The organism is Poseidonocella sedimentorum, from assembly GCF_900116005.1.
Lineage (GTDB): Bacteria > Pseudomonadota > Alphaproteobacteria > Rhodobacterales > Rhodobacteraceae > Poseidonocella > Poseidonocella sedimentorum.
This window is the reverse complement of record NZ_FOYI01000003.1, coordinates 269,120-286,504: the sequence shown is the minus strand read 5'-3', so window position 1 is coordinate 286,504 and position 17,385 is coordinate 269,120. Positions and strand designations below refer to the sequence as shown.

The 17,385-nt window shown below is 66.7% G+C and carries 22 protein-coding genes and 1 other RNA gene; 4 read left to right on the top strand and 19 right to left on the bottom strand.

Going from position 1 to position 17,385, the window contains the following annotated elements:
* Nucleotides 1-20: 20 nt before the first annotated feature.
* From BM353_RS06810 to BM353_RS06795, 4 genes are all read right to left on the bottom strand, one after another.
* Nucleotides 21-617 carry a hypothetical protein gene (locus tag BM353_RS06810; RefSeq protein WP_092078289.1) on the bottom strand — a complete coding sequence of 199 codons (597 nt, stop codon included), beginning with the start codon at nucleotides 615-617 and terminating at the stop codon, nucleotides 21-23.
* Nucleotides 614-964, bottom strand: coding sequence for a hypothetical protein (locus BM353_RS06805; protein ID WP_092078286.1), 351 nt, complete (start codon nucleotides 962-964; stop codon nucleotides 614-616). The genes BM353_RS06810 and BM353_RS06805 overlap by 4 nt, the downstream gene beginning before the upstream one ends.
* Before the next feature lie 188 nt (nucleotides 965-1,152).
* On the bottom strand, nucleotides 1,153-1,518 hold the full coding sequence (locus BM353_RS06800) for a GFA family protein (protein ID WP_092078283.1): 366 nt from the start codon (nucleotides 1,516-1,518) through the stop codon (nucleotides 1,153-1,155).
* Nucleotides 1,519-1,530: 12 nt separating this feature from the next.
* The gene (locus tag BM353_RS06795; protein WP_092078280.1) at nucleotides 1,531-2,271 is read right to left on the bottom strand and encodes a rhomboid family intramembrane serine protease; all 741 of its coding nucleotides are present in this window, start codon (nucleotides 2,269-2,271) and stop codon (nucleotides 1,531-1,533) included.
* Between the two features lie 107 nt (nucleotides 2,272-2,378).
* Between BM353_RS06795 and BM353_RS06790 the strand changes: the two genes are divergently transcribed.
* Complete coding sequence (locus BM353_RS06790; protein WP_245759590.1) at nucleotides 2,379-2,966, top strand: tetratricopeptide repeat protein; 588 nt, start codon at nucleotides 2,379-2,381, stop codon at nucleotides 2,964-2,966.
* A 412-nt stretch (nucleotides 2,967-3,378) separates the two neighbouring features.
* On the opposite strand, the gene BM353_RS06785 is transcribed toward BM353_RS06790, so the two are convergent.
* From BM353_RS06785 to fumC, 11 genes are all read right to left on the bottom strand, one after another.
* Nucleotides 3,379-4,308: an MBL fold metallo-hydrolase gene (locus BM353_RS06785; RefSeq protein WP_092078277.1), complete on the bottom strand. Its 930-nt coding sequence runs from the start codon at nucleotides 4,306-4,308 to the stop codon at nucleotides 3,379-3,381.
* 168 nt (nucleotides 4,309-4,476) lie between these two features.
* Complete coding sequence (locus BM353_RS06780; protein WP_092078274.1) at nucleotides 4,477-5,649, bottom strand: molybdopterin molybdotransferase MoeA; 1,173 nt, start codon at nucleotides 5,647-5,649, stop codon at nucleotides 4,477-4,479.
* Nucleotides 5,646-6,545 carry a GIY-YIG nuclease family protein gene (locus tag BM353_RS06775; protein ID WP_092078271.1) on the bottom strand — a complete coding sequence of 300 codons (900 nt, stop codon included), beginning with the start codon at nucleotides 6,543-6,545 and terminating at the stop codon, nucleotides 5,646-5,648. Before BM353_RS06775 ends, BM353_RS06780 begins: the two co-directional genes overlap by 4 nt.
* Nucleotides 6,542-7,018 (bottom strand): cyclic pyranopterin monophosphate synthase MoaC, encoded by a 477-nt coding sequence (gene moaC / locus BM353_RS06770; protein ID WP_092078268.1) that lies wholly within the window; start codon nucleotides 7,016-7,018, stop codon nucleotides 6,542-6,544. Before moaC ends, BM353_RS06775 begins: the two co-directional genes overlap by 4 nt.
* Nucleotides 7,019-7,825 (bottom strand): indole-3-glycerol phosphate synthase TrpC, encoded by an 807-nt coding sequence (gene trpC, locus BM353_RS06765; RefSeq protein WP_092078265.1) that lies wholly within the window; start codon nucleotides 7,823-7,825, stop codon nucleotides 7,019-7,021.
* Nucleotides 7,822-8,844, bottom strand: coding sequence for an anthranilate phosphoribosyltransferase (gene trpD, locus BM353_RS06760; protein ID WP_092078262.1), 1,023 nt, complete (start codon nucleotides 8,842-8,844; stop codon nucleotides 7,822-7,824). The genes trpC and trpD overlap by 4 nt, the downstream gene beginning before the upstream one ends.
* Nucleotides 8,841-9,422: an anthranilate synthase component II gene (locus BM353_RS06755; RefSeq protein ID WP_092078259.1), complete on the bottom strand. Its 582-nt coding sequence runs from the start codon at nucleotides 9,420-9,422 to the stop codon at nucleotides 8,841-8,843. The genes trpD and BM353_RS06755 overlap by 4 nt, the downstream gene beginning before the upstream one ends.
* Before the next feature lie 167 nt (nucleotides 9,423-9,589).
* Nucleotides 9,590-9,811 carry an N-(5'-phosphoribosyl)anthranilate isomerase gene (locus BM353_RS06750; RefSeq protein ID WP_092078256.1) on the bottom strand — a complete coding sequence of 74 codons (222 nt, stop codon included), beginning with the start codon at nucleotides 9,809-9,811 and terminating at the stop codon, nucleotides 9,590-9,592.
* Nucleotides 9,812-9,835: 24 nt separating this feature from the next.
* Complete coding sequence (locus BM353_RS06745; RefSeq protein ID WP_092078253.1) at nucleotides 9,836-10,054, bottom strand: ribbon-helix-helix domain-containing protein; 219 nt, start codon at nucleotides 10,052-10,054, stop codon at nucleotides 9,836-9,838.
* Nucleotides 10,054-10,227: a DUF4169 family protein gene (locus BM353_RS06740; protein WP_092078250.1), complete on the bottom strand. Its 174-nt coding sequence runs from the start codon at nucleotides 10,225-10,227 to the stop codon at nucleotides 10,054-10,056. Before BM353_RS06740 ends, BM353_RS06745 begins: the two co-directional genes overlap by 1 nt.
* 4 nt (nucleotides 10,228-10,231) lie before the next feature.
* Entirely contained in the window at nucleotides 10,232-11,623 is a 1,392-nt protein-coding gene (fumC, locus tag BM353_RS06735; RefSeq protein WP_092078247.1) for a class II fumarate hydratase, read from the bottom strand.
* A gap of 255 nt (nucleotides 11,624-11,878) precedes the next feature.
* On the opposite strand from fumC, the gene BM353_RS06730 reads away from it, so the two are divergent.
* Nucleotides 11,879-12,643, top strand: a complete 765-nt coding sequence (locus BM353_RS06730) for a PEP-CTERM sorting domain-containing protein (RefSeq protein ID WP_092078245.1) — start codon at nucleotides 11,879-11,881, stop codon at nucleotides 12,641-12,643.
* Between the two features lie 312 nt (nucleotides 12,644-12,955).
* Here the strand turns inward: BM353_RS06730 and BM353_RS06725 are convergent, their stop codons facing one another.
* A complete protein-coding gene (locus tag BM353_RS06725; protein WP_092078242.1) occupies nucleotides 12,956-13,504 on the bottom strand; it encodes an SspB family protein in 549 nt (182 codons plus the stop codon).
* A gap of 92 nt (nucleotides 13,505-13,596) precedes the next feature.
* Entirely contained in the window at nucleotides 13,597-14,868 is a 1,272-nt protein-coding gene (gene chrA / locus BM353_RS06720; protein ID WP_092078239.1) for a chromate efflux transporter, read from the bottom strand.
* A gap of 162 nt (nucleotides 14,869-15,030) precedes the next feature.
* Here chrA and BM353_RS06715 point away from each other — a divergent pair, with 162 nt between their 5' ends.
* Nucleotides 15,031-15,909, top strand: a complete 879-nt coding sequence (locus BM353_RS06715) for a winged helix-turn-helix domain-containing protein (RefSeq protein ID WP_143104113.1) — start codon at nucleotides 15,031-15,033, stop codon at nucleotides 15,907-15,909.
* A 110-nt stretch (nucleotides 15,910-16,019) separates the two neighbouring features.
* Here BM353_RS06715 and ssrA read toward each other — a convergent pair.
* Nucleotides 16,020-16,368, bottom strand: a transfer-messenger RNA (tmRNA) gene (gene ssrA, locus BM353_RS06710).
* Between the two features lie 2 nt (nucleotides 16,369-16,370).
* The gene (locus BM353_RS06705; protein ID WP_092078233.1) at nucleotides 16,371-16,721 is read right to left on the bottom strand and encodes a DUF4345 family protein; all 351 of its coding nucleotides are present in this window, start codon (nucleotides 16,719-16,721) and stop codon (nucleotides 16,371-16,373) included.
* Nucleotides 16,722-16,858: 137 nt separating this feature from the next.
* Here BM353_RS06705 and BM353_RS06700 point away from each other — a divergent pair, with 137 nt between their 5' ends.
* On the top strand, nucleotides 16,859-17,359 hold the full coding sequence (locus BM353_RS06700) for a DinB family protein (RefSeq protein ID WP_092078230.1): 501 nt from the start codon (nucleotides 16,859-16,861) through the stop codon (nucleotides 17,357-17,359).
* Nucleotides 17,360-17,385: the final 26 nt, after the last annotated feature.

Below are 17,385 nucleotides of genomic sequence, written 5' to 3'. Positions count from 1 at the left end.
CGGCGGTCAACTCGGAGGCGTCAGAACCAGTCGACGATCGCGTCGTAGGCATAGAGCCCGAGGTAGGCCAGGGCGATATTGTAAAGAGTGTTTCCCATCGCGAGCGGGAGGATCGTGCGCCAATAGCTGTAGCCGATCATGCTGAGCGAGGCGACGACGAAGTCGTTGGAAAAGGGAGAGACAGCGCCATAGGTCACCAGCGCCGGCGGCACCAGCCTCGGATGCCGCGCCATGCGTTCGGCGAGGTGCTCGATCGTGGCCTCGATCCGCGGCGGCATGCTGGATTTGACCTTGCTCCCGACCAGATACATCGTGCTGTCGCCGAGCATCACCCCCATCGCAGTGCTGACGCCGAGGGCCACGGGGCTGAGCCCGCTCGCGGCGAGGCTCATCAGAACAAGGTGATAGGGGATGCCGGTGAAGGTGGTGAAGCCGCCGATCATGCCGAGCGAGAACATCAGGACATAGGCATTGGTCGCGCCGACCGCGTCGATGAGATCCTCCGCGGGAAAGCTGGCCACTGCGATGGAAATCGCGATATAGGCGCCGATGGCCATGGCGGCGCTGGTGATCTTCCGGCCGCGCTTGCGCCGGGGCGCGATGCCCTCGGCGGTCATCGCACCGGCCCTTCGGTCAGGGTCCGCATGCGGTCCACCTCAAAGGTGCCATCGTCAAGGATCCTGCCGCGGATCATGACGTGCTGGCCCGGCTCCAGTTCCCTGAACGAGGCCATCCCGTGAAGCTCGGCGTCGAGGGGGACGGTCACGGCGGTGATGTCCCCGCGGGCGTTTTGCACGCTCACGCCGACCTGACTGACCGCGACCACCTCACCGGCGAGGCGTTGCAGGTTGCCCCTGGCCTGCAGGTAGAGGAAAAACAGCGACAGGATCGCGAAGGACGCGGCGATCGCCAGACCGACGGCGATGGTGCGGCCCAGGGAATAGGGTTTGGCTTTGGGGCTCATGGTCCTGATCCAGCGGCCTCTTTCGGGCGGAGACAATCGTTTGCCGGTCGGCAATGGGTTCGGGCTTTACCAGATGCGCCCGGGTTCCAGAAGCAACAACGGCGTGAGCGGGGGTATTGAAAGGTGCGCGTCTGCGACGCGCGCGGTTATTGGTCTATTGGCGCTCGGGGGCCCACCGAAGCAGCGGTTCAGGTGTCGGAGGGGTGGTTCACGCCGTCGGACCAGGGGATGTCGTGCGCGGCCGGGTTGATGCCGTCGAGCGCGCCCATGTTGACGCCGTACTCATTGGGGTCCGAGCGGCGGCGGTGATGGGTGTAGATGCCGCAGGTGGCGCAGAAGTGGTGTTGCGCGGTGTGGGTGCCCCAGGTGTAGAGCGTGAGGTTGCTCTCGCCCTTGACGATCTCCAGCCCGTCCAGCGGGACCGAGACGGCCGGCGCGCCGCGGCGGCGGCAGAAGGAGCAATCGCAGCGCCGGGCGGTTGCGAGCCCATCGCTGAGGCGGACGCGCAGTTCCACGGCGCCGCAGTGGCAGGTCAATCTGTGGGTCTCGGTCATGGGGCGGCTCCTTTAGCGGCGCACTTTGGGGATCCGGCTCCGGGCGAGGCGGTAGGTGGCGTCTGCATGGGGCGGGTGGCCGTCTGTGCGGCGCCAGAACCCCGGCCCGCCGAGGCGGAGCCAGAGCGGGACCGTGAGGCCAAGGCCGATCACGAAGCCGCCCGCATGGGCCCAGTAGGCGACGCCGCCGGATGTCGGGTCGGCGCCCGCGCCGCCGATGAATTGCAGCCCCAACCACAGCATGAGCATGATCCAGGCCGGGATCGGGAAGATTCGGACGAGGATGATGAGGATCACAAGAATATCCACGCGGGCGCGCGGGAAGAGCAGCAGGTAGCCGCCCATGACCCCGGCGATCGCGCCCGAGGCGCCGACGGTGGGGACGGGCGAGCCGGGAGCGGAGGCCACATGCACCAGCCCCGCGCCAATGCCGCAGGCGAGGTAGAAGAACGCGAAGGGCAGGTGGCCCATCTCGTCTTCCATGTTGTCGCCGAAGATGAACAGAAAGAGCATGTTGCCCGCAAGGTGCATCAGCCCGCCGTGGAGGAACATGGAGGTCAGCAGCGTTGGCAGCCCGCCCCCCGAGCTGATCCGCGCGGGGATCATGGCATAGTCGAGGTAGAAAAGGCCGAGCGCGCGCGGATCGGAGAAGAGGCCCCAGTAGCTGAGGAAAATCAGGATGTTGGCCGCGATAAGCCCGTAGGTGATGACGGGCGTGTGGGTCGAGGGGTTGTGATCGCGGATCGGGAACATGGGTCAGACTTATGCGCAAAGCGGCGGCTTGCAAAGCGTGGCTTTGGTGCGGGGCGTCGCGGGCGTGCGGCTTGCCCTTGGGGCAGTTCGGCGCGTAGCATCGCGGCATGATGAGGACGCGGTGTCTTGGATGGACCTTGGCGGCGGCGCTGGCGGGGTTGAGCGCGGCGGCGGGGGCGGCGTGTCCGCCGGTCGCGGACCGGTCGGGCGAGCTCGCGCGGCTCTTTGCAGCGGTGCGGGCGGCGCCGGATGCGGATGCGGCCGCGCCGCTCACGCGCGGGATCTGGGCGATCTGGGCAGCGGCGCCCGATGCGACGGCGCAGGAGATCCTCGATCGGGGGATGCGGCGGCGCGAGGGCTATGACTTTCCCGGCGCCGTGCGGGAGTTCGACCGGCTCGTCGCCTATTGCCCGGACTATGCGGAGGGCTACAATCAGCGCGCCTTTGCACGCTACCTGCAAGGGGACTACGCCGTGGCGCTCACCGATCTGGATGCGGCCCTCGCGCGCGCGCCCGAGCACACCGGCGCGTTGACGGGCAAGGCGCTTACGCTCATCGGGCTGGGCCGGCATGCTGATGCGTCGCCGGTGCTGCGGGCGGCCCTTGCGCTCAACCCGTGGCTGCCCGAGCGCGGGCTTCTGCCGATGCTTGACGCGGCGGAGGGCGCGGGGTTGGGCGCGGGGGTGGAGCTGTGAAATCGGGGCTCGCATCCCTACCCGACCTGTGGCAAGGAAGCCCCGATGCGGACGTGGCGAAATCGGTAGACGCAGCAGACTTATGACTTGAGTGCACGCGGGGAAACCCGCGCTGTAGAACCGCTCAAATTCGGGGAACGCTCTGGGGCTTTCGCGCCGTGCCAATCCCGAGCCAAGCTCCCGGTTGCCGGGAGAAGGTGTAGAGACTAGACGGGCGGCGCCTAACGGCTCTTCGGGGCTCATGGTGAAGGGATAGTCCAGACCACGAACGGCCCCCCGCGCGCGGGGGGCGCGGCGGCGAAAGCCGAAGTGGTACGAAAATCTGCTTCCCTTATGGGAGTGCGGGTTCGAGCCCCGCCGTCCGCACCACACGCCGCCCCCGGGCAGGATCCGGGGGGCGGCGCAGGCAGGCTCAGAGCATCATCTGATAGGTCGCGGGCACGTAGTGGAAGCGGCCCTCGCCGGCGGTATCGACGAAGCCCATGCCGGGGAAGGGCATGTGGTAGCCGATGAGCGGGATACGGTCGGCCGCGAGCATCCCGAGCACGCGCTTGCGCGTCTGGGCGGCGGCGCTTTTGTCCATGTCGAACCGCACTTCCCATTCGGGATAGGCCAGCGACCAGACATAGTGGTTGGCGGTGTCGGCCATCAGCAGGATCTGCTCGCCACCGGACTCGAGCATGTAGGCCATGTGGCCGGGCGTATGGCCGAAGGCGGCGACGGACGTGATGCCCGAGGCGACGCTCTCGCCATCGCCGAGGAAGGACATTTTCTCGGCAAAGGGGCGGACCTTGGCGTCGAAGCCCTCGTTTCCGGCCGCGGCCCAGTGGTCATATTCGACCTGGCCCGTGACGTAGCGCGCATTGGGGTAAGTGGGATTGCCGGAGGCGTCGGTCATGCCGCCGATGTGATCGCCGTGCATGTGTGTCAGGACCACGACGTCGATGTCGTCTGCAGAGAGGCCGGCCTGCGCGAGTGCGGCGGTGGTGCCTTGGGCGGAGAGGCCGGTGTCGAAGAGGACGGTCTCGGAGCCGGTGCGCACGACCGTCGGCGTGAAGAAGAACTGGGACTTGTCATCGGGTATGAAATGCGTGGCGCTCACATCCGCGAATTCCTCCGGCGAGACGTTCATGCCGAAAATGGTCTGGATGTCTTCGACCGTGCGGGTGCCCGCAAGCAGGGTCGAGACTTGGAAATCGCCGAGCTCGAACGTGTTTTGCAGAGCGTTTTGCGGCCCCTCGTGGCCATCGGCGCGAGCAGGGCCGGAGCCGAGGCTCGCGGCAAGCGGAAGGGCGGCGCCGGATGTGAGGGCGGTGCGACGGGTCATTCTTGTGGTGATCATGGTGTGTCTCCCTTATTGGCAAAGGCCATTTGGCAGGTAGTGCGCGGGCGCGCGCGGTCTAGAGAGAGTATACCGGGAATTTGCGCGGCGCGAGCGGATCGGGAGGAAGGGGCGCTGCCCCGCCCGCCGTTGGCGGACTCCCCGGAGTATTTTTCGAAGAGAAGAAGATCAGAGCGGGATGTAGTCGACCGTTTCGCCGGCGGCGCGGGCGGGGTCCGCGATGGGGCGGATGAGCAGGGCGTTGGCTTGTTGCAGGACGGTCAGCAGGGCGCTGTCCTGGCGCTCGAAGGCCGCGATGCCGGCGTCTAAAAGCTGCGCTCGCATGTAGTGTTCGCGCGGGCCGTTCGGGGGGAGCGGGGAGGTCAGTGTTGCCTGGCGGCGGGGCATGGGCACTGCGGGCAGGCCTTGCATGGCGCGCAGGAGGGGGCGGAGGAAGATCGTTCCGCAGACCATCGCCGAGACCGGGTTGCCGGGCAGGCCGATCATCAGCGCCTCGCCGATCCGGCCGGCCATGAGCGGTTTGCCGGGGCGCATGGCGATTTTGTAGAAGGCGCGGTCGAGGCCCATGTCCTGGGCGACCTGTCCCACAAGGTCATGATCGCCGACCGAGGCGCCGCCGATCGTCACGATCAGGTCCGCGCCATGGGCCATTTCCAGCAGGTGTGCGAGGTCTTCGGGCGTGTCCGGCGCGATGGGCAGGATCCGGGTGCGGGCGCCTTCGGCGTCCAGCATGGCGGCGAGGCCGAAGGTGTTGGAGGCGATGATCTGGTCGGGGCCGGGGGTGTCACCGGGCATCACGAGCTCGTCGCCGGTTGAGATGAGGGCGACCTCGGGGCGGCGGGCGACGGGGACTGTCGCGAGGTTCATCGCTGCCAGCAGCGCCACATCCTGCGGGGTCAGGCGGCGCGGGGCGGTGAGGCGGCTGCCGGCGCGAAAGTCGGTTCCGGCGGGGCGGATGTAGGCTTTTGGATCAAGGTTTTTCTTCAACGTGATGCGGTCGGCTTCGCGGGTCACGTCCTCCTGAATGATGACCCGTCGGGCGCCTTCCGGGAGGGGCGCGCCGGTGAAGATGCGGACTGCCTCTTGCGATTGGATCCGGCCGGGAAACGCATGGCCCGCGGCGGCCTCGCCGATGATGGTGAAGCTGTCACCGGGGGCGGGATCGCTGGGGGCGATGGCGTAGCCGTCCATGGCCGAGGCTGGAAAGGGGGGCTGGTCGCGGGTGGCGATGGCGTCATCCATCAGGACGCGGCCTGCGGCCTCTCGTAGGGAGACGGTTTCTTTCTCGGGGGGCTTTACAAGGGTAAAGAGTTTCGCGAGCGCGGAATCGACGGTGATCATTTCGTGGGGCTCTGATCTTCGACTTGTGACAGTTCCCACTCCTGAAACGTGCGTCCGTCTGCGAGCTTCCAAGCGATCCGTCCATTCGTCGACCTGCCCGAGATAACAGCGGCGGCGGCGCTCGGGCTGGAAAATGCGTAGTCCGTGGTGAACTGGGCACGATTGTTCAGGATTGAAATGGTTCCATTGGCAACCAATTCCGCGTGAAGTGTCGTGTAGTTTGACTTGTGTGCCTCTGCACCGACCCATTGGGCACGCACGTCCGAACCCTTTTGCACTACCATTTCGCCATCGATGAGCCGCGCCTGAGCGGTAATCTCATGTCGCGGCAGCGAGAATTGGAACATCGGCGCGTCGGTCGTTTCAGCAACTAGCTTGGCTTGCGGACTGCGCTTTTTCTGAAGGAACATATCGATCCGGATCGCCGGTAAAATCATGAAAAGCGTTTCCAGAAAGCTCTCCATATTCGCGATGGCGGCTTCGCTGAGGCGACTGCCCGGCGGGGTGTTGCCATTTTCAAGTGGAATTGCCCCAACCTCGCGCGCGATCTCCACGAGGCGCGCTTCGATGTAGCGGACATGCGCCTTGTGCAAATTGTCTGCGGCGCTGGTAATGAAGACAGCCTCTTCCCACCAATCCTTGCCCGCGACATGACCGCGCAGGCGCGCTCCCAGGTCTTCGGCCTCGCCGATGTAAGCCATCGGGACGCCATCGCGGGCACCGATGAGGATGTAGACTCCGGTGTGGCCCGCTTCCGCACGGCGCAGCGCAGTCGCGACCTGAGTCCGGGGAAAGCGCAGGACATGGCCGGTCCAGTTGAAGACCTCGGCTGTGAGCATGCCGTCGGGGCGACCATCGACGAAGTAGAGTTCGAGGGATCGTCCATGCGCGGTCATGCCGCCTCGTAACGTCCTGATTTTCCGCCGTCTTTCAGGATCACGCGGATGCCGCCGATTTCCATGGCGCGGTCGACCGCCTTGGCCATGTCGTAGACGGTGAGCGCGGCGGTGGTGACGGCGGTGAGAGCTTCCATCTCGACGCCGGTCTGGCCCGTTGTCTTGACCGTGGCTTTGATGCGGATGCCGGGGAGGGTTTCGTCCGGTGTCAAATCCAGCGCGACCTTGGTGATCGGCAGCGGGTGGCAGAGCGGGATGAGATCGGCGGTTTTCTTGGCGCCCATGATCCCTGCGAGCCGGGCCACGCCGAGCACGTCGCCCTTCTTGGCCTTGCCGTCGCGGATGAGCGCGAAGGTCTCCTCGGCCATGCGGACGAAGCCTTCGGCTTGGGCGATGCGGTCGGTGCTCGGCTTGTCGGAGACATCGACCATATGGGCGCGGCCGTCGGCGTCGAAATGGGTGAGGTCGGCCATTCAGGCGGCTCCGGCGAGCGGGTCTGCGAGGAGCGCGCGGGTGGCGGCTTCGACGTCCTGCTGGCGCATGAGGCTCTCGCCGATGAGGAAGCTGCGCGCGCCGTGGCGGGCCATGCGGGCGAGATCGGCAGGGGTGTTGAGGCCGGATTCAGAGATCAGGAGCCGGTCTTCGGGGACGCGGCCCGCGAGCTCTTCGGTGGTCTCCAGCCGGGTCTCGAAGGTCTTGAGATTGCGGTTATTGACGCCGATGAGCGGGCTTTTGAGGGTCAACGCGCGGTCGAGTTCCTCGCCGTCATGCACCTCGATCAGAACATCCATGTCCCAGCCTAAGGCGGCGTCTTCGAGCTCGGCGGCCTGGGCGTCGGAGACGCTGGCCATGATGATCAGGATGCAGTCGGCCCCGAGCGCGCGGGCCTCGGCGACCTGATAGGTGTCGTACATGAAATCCTTGCGCAGCGCGGGCAGGGCGGTGGCGTCGCGCGCGGCGGTCAGGAAGGGTTTCGCCCCTTGGAAAGACGGTGTGTCCGTGAGAACCGAGAGGCACGTGGCGCCGCCCGCCTCATAGGCTTGGGCGAGGGTGGCGGGGTCAAAATCGGCGCGGATCAACCCTTTGGACGGGCTGGCTTTTTTCACTTCGGCGATGAGGCCATAGCCGGTGTGGCTGGCGGCGCGCAGGGCGCGGGCAAAGCCGCGAGTTGGTCCCGCGTCGCGGGCTGCGGCTTCGACCTCGGCCAGGGCGCGCACGGCTTTGTCAGCGGCGATCTCGTCGAGTTTGTAGGCCTTGATCTTGTCGAGAATGGTGCTCATGCGGCCTCCGAAGTGAGCTTGGCGAGCGCGGTGATCTTGGCGCGCGCGGCGCCGCTGTCGATGCTCTCGCGGGCCATGTCGGCGCCGGTTTTGAGGTCGGGCGCTGTGCCGGCGACGGTGAGCGCGGCTGCGGCGTTGAGGAGCACGGCATCGCGGTAGGCGGTCTTGGCCCCGTCGAGCAGCGCGGCGAAGGCGCGGCCGTTCTCCGCAGGCGTGCCGCCGAGGATTGCGTCGAACGGGTGGACCGGCAGGCCGGCCTCCTCGGGGTGCAGCTCGCGCTCGGTGACGCTGCCGTCTTCGTTGAGCGCCGCGACCCAGCTGATGCCTGCGATGGAGAGCTCATCGGTCCCGTCGCTGCCATGCACGAGCCAGGCTATCTCGGATCCAAGCGCGCCGAGCGTCTCGGCCATGGGGCGCAGCAGGTCGCGCGAGAAGGCGCCGGTGAGCTGGCGGCGGACGCCGGCGGGGTTGGTCAGCGGGCCGAGGATGTTGAAGATCGTGCGCGTGCCGAGTTCGGCGCGGGTGGGCATCACGTGGGCGATGGCCGGGTGGTGCATCGGCGCCATCATGAAGGCGATGCCGACCTCGCGAAGCGCGGCTTCGACGACCTCGGGGCCGACCATGACATTGATGCCCATCTGGGTCAGCGCATCCGCCGCGCCGGATTTCGACGACAGGTTGCGGTTGCCATGCTTGGCGACGGTCACGCCCGCCCCGGCCACGACGAAGGCGGTGGCGGTCGAGATGTTGAGCGTGCCCTTTCCGTCGCCCCCGGTGCCGACGATGTCCATCGCGCCGGCGGGCGCTTTGACGGGCTTGCACTTGGCGCGCATGACGGAGGCGGCGGCGGCGTATTCCTCGACCGTCTCGCCGCGGGTGCGCAGGGCCATGAGCAGCCCGCCAATCTGGCTCGGGGTGGCTTCTCCTTCGAACAGGATATTGAAGGCGGCCTCGGCCTCGGCGCGGGTCAGGGACCGGTCCGCCGCGGCGCCGATCAAAGGTTTGATCGCATCGCTCATGCGGGCTCCTTCACAGCGTCGAGGAAATTGCGCAGCAGGTGATGGCCGTGCTCGGAGGCGATGGATTCGGGGTGGAACTGCACCCCCTCGATGGGTTTGGTGCGATGGCGCAGGCCCATGATCGTGCCGTCCTCGAGCGCGGCGGTCACCTCAAGCTCGGGCGCAAGATCGGTCTTGTCCACGACCAGCGAATGATAGCGCGTGGCCTCGAAGGGCGAGGGCAGATCGCGGAAGACGCCGCGACCCTGGTGATGCACAAGGTCGGTCTTGCCGTGGACGATTTCGCTGTGGCGCACGACCCGGCCGCCAAAGACCTGGCCAATGGTCTGATGCCCGAGGCAGACCCCGAAGAGCGGGGTGCCGGTCTCGGCGGCGGCCTCGGTAATGGCAAGACAGATGCCGGAGGCATCCGGCGTCCCCGGCCCGGGCGAAAGCACGATGCCGGATGGCCGCAACGCCATGGCCTCCTGAACATTGAGCGCATCGTTGCGATGCACGACCACCTCGGCACCAAGCTCGCCCAGATAATGCACGAGATTGTAGGTAAAACTGTCGTAGTTATCGATGAGAAGCAGCATGTCGCGGCACTTCGCTTTCGGCTCCCGACGGGGAGGGGCGTTTCGGTCGGCCCTACATGTTCAGGCTTGACCGCAAGCGTCAAGGGGTGGGCCGCGCGCGTCGTCGCCGCAGGCGCGGAAAATGATCGATCATTTTCCGGCCCGTTTTCCGATCAATCGGAAAACGGCTACCGCACCCGGCGTACGGACTCGGTGTTGCAGAACACCACGATCTGCCCGGCGTTTTCAACCGCCGTGTAGCCGCGCCGTTCGATCTCTTCGAGGAACCTGTCGCGTCCCGCATAGCGCTCGATATCGCGCAGTTTGCGGCGGATCACCGCACCGGAGCGGGCGGCTTTGGACGAGAAGAGGTGGGTCATCCAGGCATCGGGAGAGAGCGGCGCAGTCATGGCCCCGAGTGTTTCCCCGATCGGTTAAGAACCCCTGAAATGGCGCAGCACGTGGATCCGGATCGCCGAGGCGAGGCCGCTGTCCGTCCCGCGATCCTCATCGATCTGAGCGGCGAGTTCGTTGATCGTCTGGCCGCGCGTTGCCGCGATCTCGCGGAACGCGGCCCAGAATTCGGCCTCCAGCGAGACCGACGTGCGGTGGCCGCGCAAGGTGAGCGAGTGTTTCTGCGGCCGGCCCGGCATCAGTCGCGCCGCTTGCCGTCAAGCTCGCGCGCGGCCTTCTCGGCCTCCGCGCGCGCCTTGTCCTTTTGCGCTTTGGTCTGTCCGAACTTCACCGCGTTTTCATCGGCCTGCGCGCGTTTGGCGCTCTTGGCCCTGTCCTTGCGGAAGCGGGAGAGGTTCGTGACCTTGGCCATCGGCTTACTTCGGTCCGATCATCTCTTCGGGGCGCACCACGCGGTCGAAGGTCTCGGCATCGACAAAGCCAAGCGCGATGGCCTCTTCCTTGAGGGTCGTGCCGTTTTTGTGCGCGGTCTTGGCGACCTTGGTGGCGTTGTCGTAGCCGATTTCGGGCGCCAGCGCCGTTACCAGCATCAGGGATTCGCGCATGAGCTTGCCGATGCGTTCCTCGTTGGCTTGGGTGCCGTTGAGCATCCGTTCGGTGAAGCTCGCCGCCGCATCGCCCAGAAGCTGCATCGATTGCAGCAGGTTATAGGACATCATCGGGTTGTAGACGTTGAGCTCGAAATGCCCCTGGCTGCCTGCGAACTTGATTGCCGCGTCATTGCCCATCACATGGGCCGCCACCTGCGTGAGCGCCTCGGCCTGCGTCGGGTTGACCTTGCCGGGCATGATCGAGGAGCCGGGCTCGTTTTCGGGCAGGATCAGCTCGCCGAGGCCTGAGCGCGGGCCCGAGCCGAGAAAGCGCATGTCGTTGGCGATCTTGTAGCAGGAGCCCGCCACCGTCGCGATCGCACCGGACATGAACACCATCGCGTCATGGGCCGCCAGCGCCTCGAACTTGTTGGGCGCGGTGACGAAGGGCAGGCCGGTGATCTCGGCCATGTTCGCCGCGACCTGTTCGCCCCAGCCCTTTTTCGTGTTGAGCCCGGTGCCCACGGCCGTGCCGCCCTGCGCCAGCTCGTAAATCCCGGGCAGCGCCGCCTCGATCCGCGCGATCCCTTGCCGGATCTGGTGGGCATAGCCGGAGAACTCCTGCCCCAGCGTGAGCGGCGTTGCGTCCTGGGTGTGGGTCCGGCCGATCTTGATGATGTCCTTGAACTCTTCGGTCTTGGCCTCGAGCCCTTCGAGCAGTGCCCGGAGCCCCGGCAGCAGCACGTCGCGCGCGGTCATCGCGGCGGCGATATGCATCGCGGTCGGGAAGGTGTCGTTGGAGCTTTGCCCCATGTTGCAGTGGTCGTTGGGATGGACCGGATCCTTGGAGCCGATCTCGCCGCCCAGGATCTCGATCGCGCGGTTGGCGATGACCTCGTTGGCGTTCATGTTCGATTGCGTGCCCGAGCCGGTCTGCCAGACGACGAGGGGGAAGTTGTCATCGAACTTGCCGGCGACCACTTCGCCTGCCGCCTGGATGACGGCATCCGCGATGCCCGCATCCATCGACCCATTGGCCTTGTTGGCCATGGCGCAGGCCTGCTTGATGACGCCGAGCGCCCGGACGATGGCCACGGGTTGCTGTTCCCAGCCGATGGGGAAATTCATGAGCGAACGTTGGGTCTGCGCGCCCCAATACTTGTCGGAGGGGACCTCAAGCGGGCCAAAGCTGTCGGTTTCAGTGCGGGTCTCGGTCATCGCGCGTCTCCCTGGTCGATGATCTTGTTGCATGCGGTTTACCCGCCCCGGGCGCCGACGGCAACGCGATCTGCGCGCCAAAAGGGGTGAGTCGGGGATGCGGGGCGAAAGATTGTTGCGTAAACGCAGGGTAATCATATGTTCTCGCCCCGCATTGTTGATCCAACGCAGCGTCGTTAACTCTGCCTTTAGGTTCTGCTTCGCGAAACCGGGTGCGGTGCGGTACAAAAATGACCTCTCATCAGGGGTTTAGTTGTGAAGCAGTTTCTGATTTTTCTGTCGTTGATCTTTGCCGTCGCAGCGCCGGCCAATATCCTGAACGATTATGATCTGGGCAAGCGCCCGGTCATTCTCACCCAGCCCGCGCCCGTTCCGCTCGGTCGCCCGCACCTGGATCACCCGATCCGGCTCAGGGTGGACCGCATGGCCTCGCGGCTTTCGGCGCCGACGGTCGGCCGCACCGTGGGGGATGCCTCGGTCGGAGGCGACGTGCCCTCGCTTGAGGCCGTGATCACCGATCTCTTCGGCGCGCCGATCGAAGCCTTTGTCTCAACCAGCGCGGGCCTGATGGGCCCAGACGATTGCCTTCTTTGCCTTGAGAGCTTTTCGCCGGTCATCTTCACCACGCCGCCGCTCATGGAAGACAAGATCGCGCCCCTGCTTCTGGCCTCCAACGCGCCGCTGGGGGAATACATCATCCTCGCGCGCGCCTATCCGACACAACGCGGCACCTCGGGCCCCGCTGGCCGGTCGGCCGGGGCGCCCACCAACGGGTTCGGTGGGTTTACGGACGGGAATAGCCTTCGCACCCTGGCTTCGCTCCGCAGTGCGGCGGGGACAAGCTCCGGCTCGTCCGACGGCGCCTCGGGAGGGAGCGGCGCGACGCTGACGCCCACCCCGGTCGAGCCCAGCCTCACGCCAGTGCCGCTTCCCGGCGCGCTGCCGCTCCTGATCGCCGGACTCGGCGGGTTGGGCCTCATCGCCCGCCGCCGCGCACTTCAGTCTGTTGAACGAGGCTGATCAAGCGCGAGAGGATGGTTCGGACCTCAACCCGACCGCTTTTCCGAGGACCTCCAACACTCGATTTTCTGAATTCGCTGTCGCCTGGCGGGACGCACGGGCGATCTGCGCGATACCTTCCCTTCGCGGCCACGCATCGCCATCGCCATTCGTTTGACGCGCGCAAGACCCAACAAGCGCGAGGATCGCCACCGGAGCGCGGACTTTCAAATCAACCCTGATGGACGAGCTGTTGATGGACGCGCCTTTGACAGACGGCCTTTGATAGACGGGCCGTTGAGATGTGTTCGCGCGTAAGGCTGCGCAATGGCCTTACTTGCGGAACCGGTCGAGGCTGACAATTTCGGCGTCCTTGCGTTTTGGCGCCGCGTCGTCATCGCCCGCTTTTTCGCGCGCGGGTTCGGCGCCGGACGGAGTCGCGCGGCCCGGCCCGTCCACAGGCTCGCCAGCGTCATCCGCGTCGGACGGGGCATCCCCAATCGTGCGCAACGTCTCGGGCTCGTCTTCCTCGGGACTTTCGAACCGCAGCCCGAACTCGACCGACGGGTCCACGAAGGTGCGGATCGCATCATAAGGAATGTAGAGCGGCTCGGGCGCATCCCCGAAATTCAGCGTCACGCTGAATCCGTCTTCATCCACCGACAGGTTGTCGTACCAATGCTGCATCACCACCGTCATCTCGCCGGGGTAGCGATCCGAGAGCCAGTCGGCGATCTCGGCATCGGGGTGCAGGGTGTCGAACGTGATGAAGAAATGATGCTCCCCCGGTAACCCGTGGTCCGCAACATCCTGCAGCACTTCGCGAATGAGCGACCGCATGGCCCGGTGCATGAGATTACCATAGTCAATCTCGCGCGACATGTGACTCACCTCCAACTACGACACGTCCAGAGCATAGGTGAGTTTGGGCGAAACGAAAGGGGGAACCTCGGCGCTTTTGCCGGGCCCGGGGCTCAGAGGGCGGAAAGCCCGAAAGATGCCGCCGCCATGAGCATCAGCGCGCCCCCCAGCGGCAGGCGCGCGCCGAGGAGCAGCGCCGCGGCGAGGGCGGTGAGGGCCAGCGCGGCAGGGTCGGGGCGCGCAAGGTCCGGCAGGGCGATCGACAGCGGGCCGAGCCGGAGCGCGCGGGTGGCCTCGAACAGGATGGCCATGGAAAACCACAGCGCGAGGTTGAGGATCACCCCCGCGACCGCGGCTGTGATTGCGCGCAGCGCGCCCGCGAGCGCAGGCGCCGAGGTGAGCCAGCCGACGTAGGGCGCGGCGAGGAAGATCCACAGAAAACAGGGCACGAAAGTGACCCAGAGCGCGGTCGCCCCGGCCAGAATCGCCTGACCCGTGCCGCCCGCGCCGATCATCGCGACGAACTGGGTCACGAGGATGAGCGGGCCGGGGGTGGTCTCGGCGAGGCCGAGCGCGTCGATCATCTGGGAGGCGGTGATCCAGCCATGGGTCTCCACGAGGCTCTGCGTCATATAGGCAAGCACCGCATAGGCGCCGCCGAAGGTGATGATGCTGAGCTTGGAGAAGAACACCGCCACATCCCACAGGTAGGGCGCGGGCCAGAGCAGCAGCGCCGCGAAGGGTAGCGCCCAGAGACCGCCCCAGATGAGCAGCGTGTGGAGGCTTGATCGCATGCTCGGCCCGTGGCGCGAGGGTGCGGGCGGCTCCGCGGGGGGAGCGTTGCGAAACAGCACCGCGCCTGCGAGCGCCGCGCCGGCGAGGATCAGCGGGAAGGGCAGCCCGAGCGCGAAGATCGCGAGGAAGGAGCAGGCCGCGAGCGCGCGATCGGCCCCGCTGCGCAGCGCCTTGCGCCCCAGACGCACCAGCGCCTGAAGCACGATCACGATGACAGCGCATTTGATCCCCATGAAGGCGGCCTGAACGCCGGGGGCGGCGCCGTACGCCGCGTAGCCCAGCGCCAGCACCGCGATCACCGCCGCGCCCGGCAGCACGAAGAGCCCCCCGGCGATGAGCCCCCCGGCGACGCCCCGCAACCGCCAGCCGGCGTAGGTCGCGAGCTGCATCGCCTCGGGGCCGGGCAGCAGCATGCAAAAGCCGAGGGCGCGCAGGAAATCCGCCTCGCCGAGCCAGGGGCGGCGCGCCACCAATTCGCGGTGCATCAGCGCGATTTGCGCCGCCGGCCCGCCGAAAGACAGCACGCCAATCCGCCCGAATACCCGGGCCAGATCGCCCAGCCCGGGCTCCCCGTCGCGCGCCTTGGTCATGGATAGAGTGCCCCCGTTTGCCGCCGTGCTCCGCCCCGCCGCGCCCACCAAGCCGCATCCGCGAGGGCGGCGCAATAAAAATGCGTGGCGAGGGTTTGTTAAGCATTCGCTTCTAGTGTTTCCAACAAAGCAACAGTTGCCGGATTGACGAGAGGAGCGCCCGTGCCCGCACTGCCCAACCCGCATGAAGTCGCCGCTGCGATGGGCGATCGGGGCCGCATGGCCATGCTGATGGCGCTGCACGAGGGCGCGTGCCTCTCGGCGAGCGAGCTTGCGACGGTGGCAGAGGTATCGCGGCCCACGGCGAGCGCGCATCTCAAGCGGCTAGAAGGCGTGGGGCTGGTCTGCGGCGAGACCGACGGGCGCAAACGGGTGTTTACGCTTTCTGGCGCCGGCGCGGCTGATGCGGTGGCGTCTGTCTGGCGGTTCATTGATCCCGAGGCGGAGGGGCCGGCGGCTGTGGCGCTGCGGCCCGAAAAGGCGCCTCTGGGCGCTGCGCCTTCGGCGAAAGGCGCGATGCCCGCGCAAGAGGATGAGGCCGTGCCCGCAACGGGCAGCGGTGGGGGCGCTTCGGCGCCGCTTGCTGTCGCGCGCGCGGACGCAACGATTTCTGCGCCCGTCAGTGATGACACCGACCGCGAAATTCTTGAGATTGCTTCGGGCGAACGCGCGCCCGCGTTGGAGGCAGAGCCGCCGAGGGTCACGGCTGAGGACGAGGTCACCGCCAAAACCCTTGAGCCGGATGCGGCGGCGGCGATTCTGGCCAGTCTGCGCGCGCGCGGGGGGCTTGACGGGGCGCCGGAGGGCGCGCGGTTGACCCGGGCGGGCCGGGCGATCCTTCTGGCGCGCGGGCTTGATCCGGCGGTGCTGGAGGCGGGCGATCTGGCCGAGGCCGAGGGCCCCGAGACCATGGCCGCGCCGCTTGCGGACGGGCTTTATGCGATGTGCCTTGAGCGCGGCTGGATCATCGATCCGCCGGGCGACGTGACCCCGGACGGACAAGCGGCGCTGGACCAGCGGTTTCCGGTGCCCGAGGCGTGAGCCGCGCCTCGACAGTTCCATCACAGAAAAAGACGTAGATCCCGGCGCGGGTATTCCCGCCGCCGCGTCACACCGTCCGGCCTGAAAACCACTGAAAAATTAAGGGGGAAAGTGCAGGCTTCTGTTGCCAGGTGCCTGCGAACCCCGCCTTACGCTGCTAGGCGCAAGGGCTTAGATTTCGATAGTTCGGACTGCTTACGCAGCCAGAGCCACCGGAGCACGATTGTCGTTTGCAATTGTACTTTTCGGACCGATAACGGTGGTACCTCACCGAGACAAAGCTACACCTTTAGACGTTCGTCGATCCTGTTTCGGCCCCATGATCCCCAAACGAAGGATTTTTGGTGGAGCCGCCGGGTACCGCCCCCGGGTCCGATCCGCTTATTACGAGCGCGTTTATGTCCATAGTCCCGAGGGACAGGTCTAATATAGGGCGCTTGCCGGGGCGAATTCAAGGGCCATCAGAGGTTGGCGAGGATGAGCCAGAGCGCCAGCACGGCCTCGACCGCGAAATAAAACAGCGCCTTGGCCAGCGGCGGGCGGTCGATCACCAGCGAGGTGGCGCGGCCCAGGGCGGCCCCGGCATAGGCCAGGCCCAGCATGAGGTAGGCCAGCGGCGCGCCGATGAGGATCGCGCCGAGCCCGAGCGCGACGAAGAGCCCCCCGGCGGACGCGCGCAGCTCGCTCAGTCCCATGGTGCTGCCCGCGGGTTGCAGGTCGAGCGCGGAGGCGGCGGTGCGCGGCGAGAGCCAGCCGATCGCGCCGAGGGCGATGGTGATCAGGGCGGCGGCGATATTGAGCAGGTCGATCATGATGCGGGCGTTCCTTCGTGGCTCTCTCGGTTGTAGGGCGCGCGGGGCCGGGCTCAAGGGCGCACGGTCTGGGCGGCGGCGCGGGATCGGTGTAGCACTTGACCAAAGATCACTGGGAGACGTGTGGAGCCGCGAGGATGATTACACCGGATTATTGCCGCGAAATGGCGCGCTACAATGCCTGGCAGAACGACCAGCTTCGGGAGGCGATTTACGGGCTGCCCGTGGCGGAGATCACGCGCGATCGGGGCGCGTTTTTCGGCTCGATACTCGGGACGGCCAACCATCTGCTCTGGGGCGACGATATGTGGATGGCGCGCTTCGGCGCGGGGCCGCTGCCGGAAATCGCGCTGGCCGAGAGTCCGGCCCTGACCCCGACGCCCGCCGCCTGGGCCGGGGCGCGGCGGCGGCTCGACATGCGCATCATCGCTTGGGCGGACCGGCTCGCGGCGCTGGATCTCGTCGGCGATGTGTCGTTTTTCTCGGGCGTAGAGCAGCGCGAGATGAGCCTGCCCGTCGGTCTCGCGATCACGCATTTCTTCAACCACCAGACACACCACCGCGGGCAGATTCACACCATGCTGACCCAGGCCGGGGCGGCGGGGCCGGTCACGGACCTTATATTCCGCAAGCGCTGAGCCGCCGCGCGCCCCGCCCGGCGCGC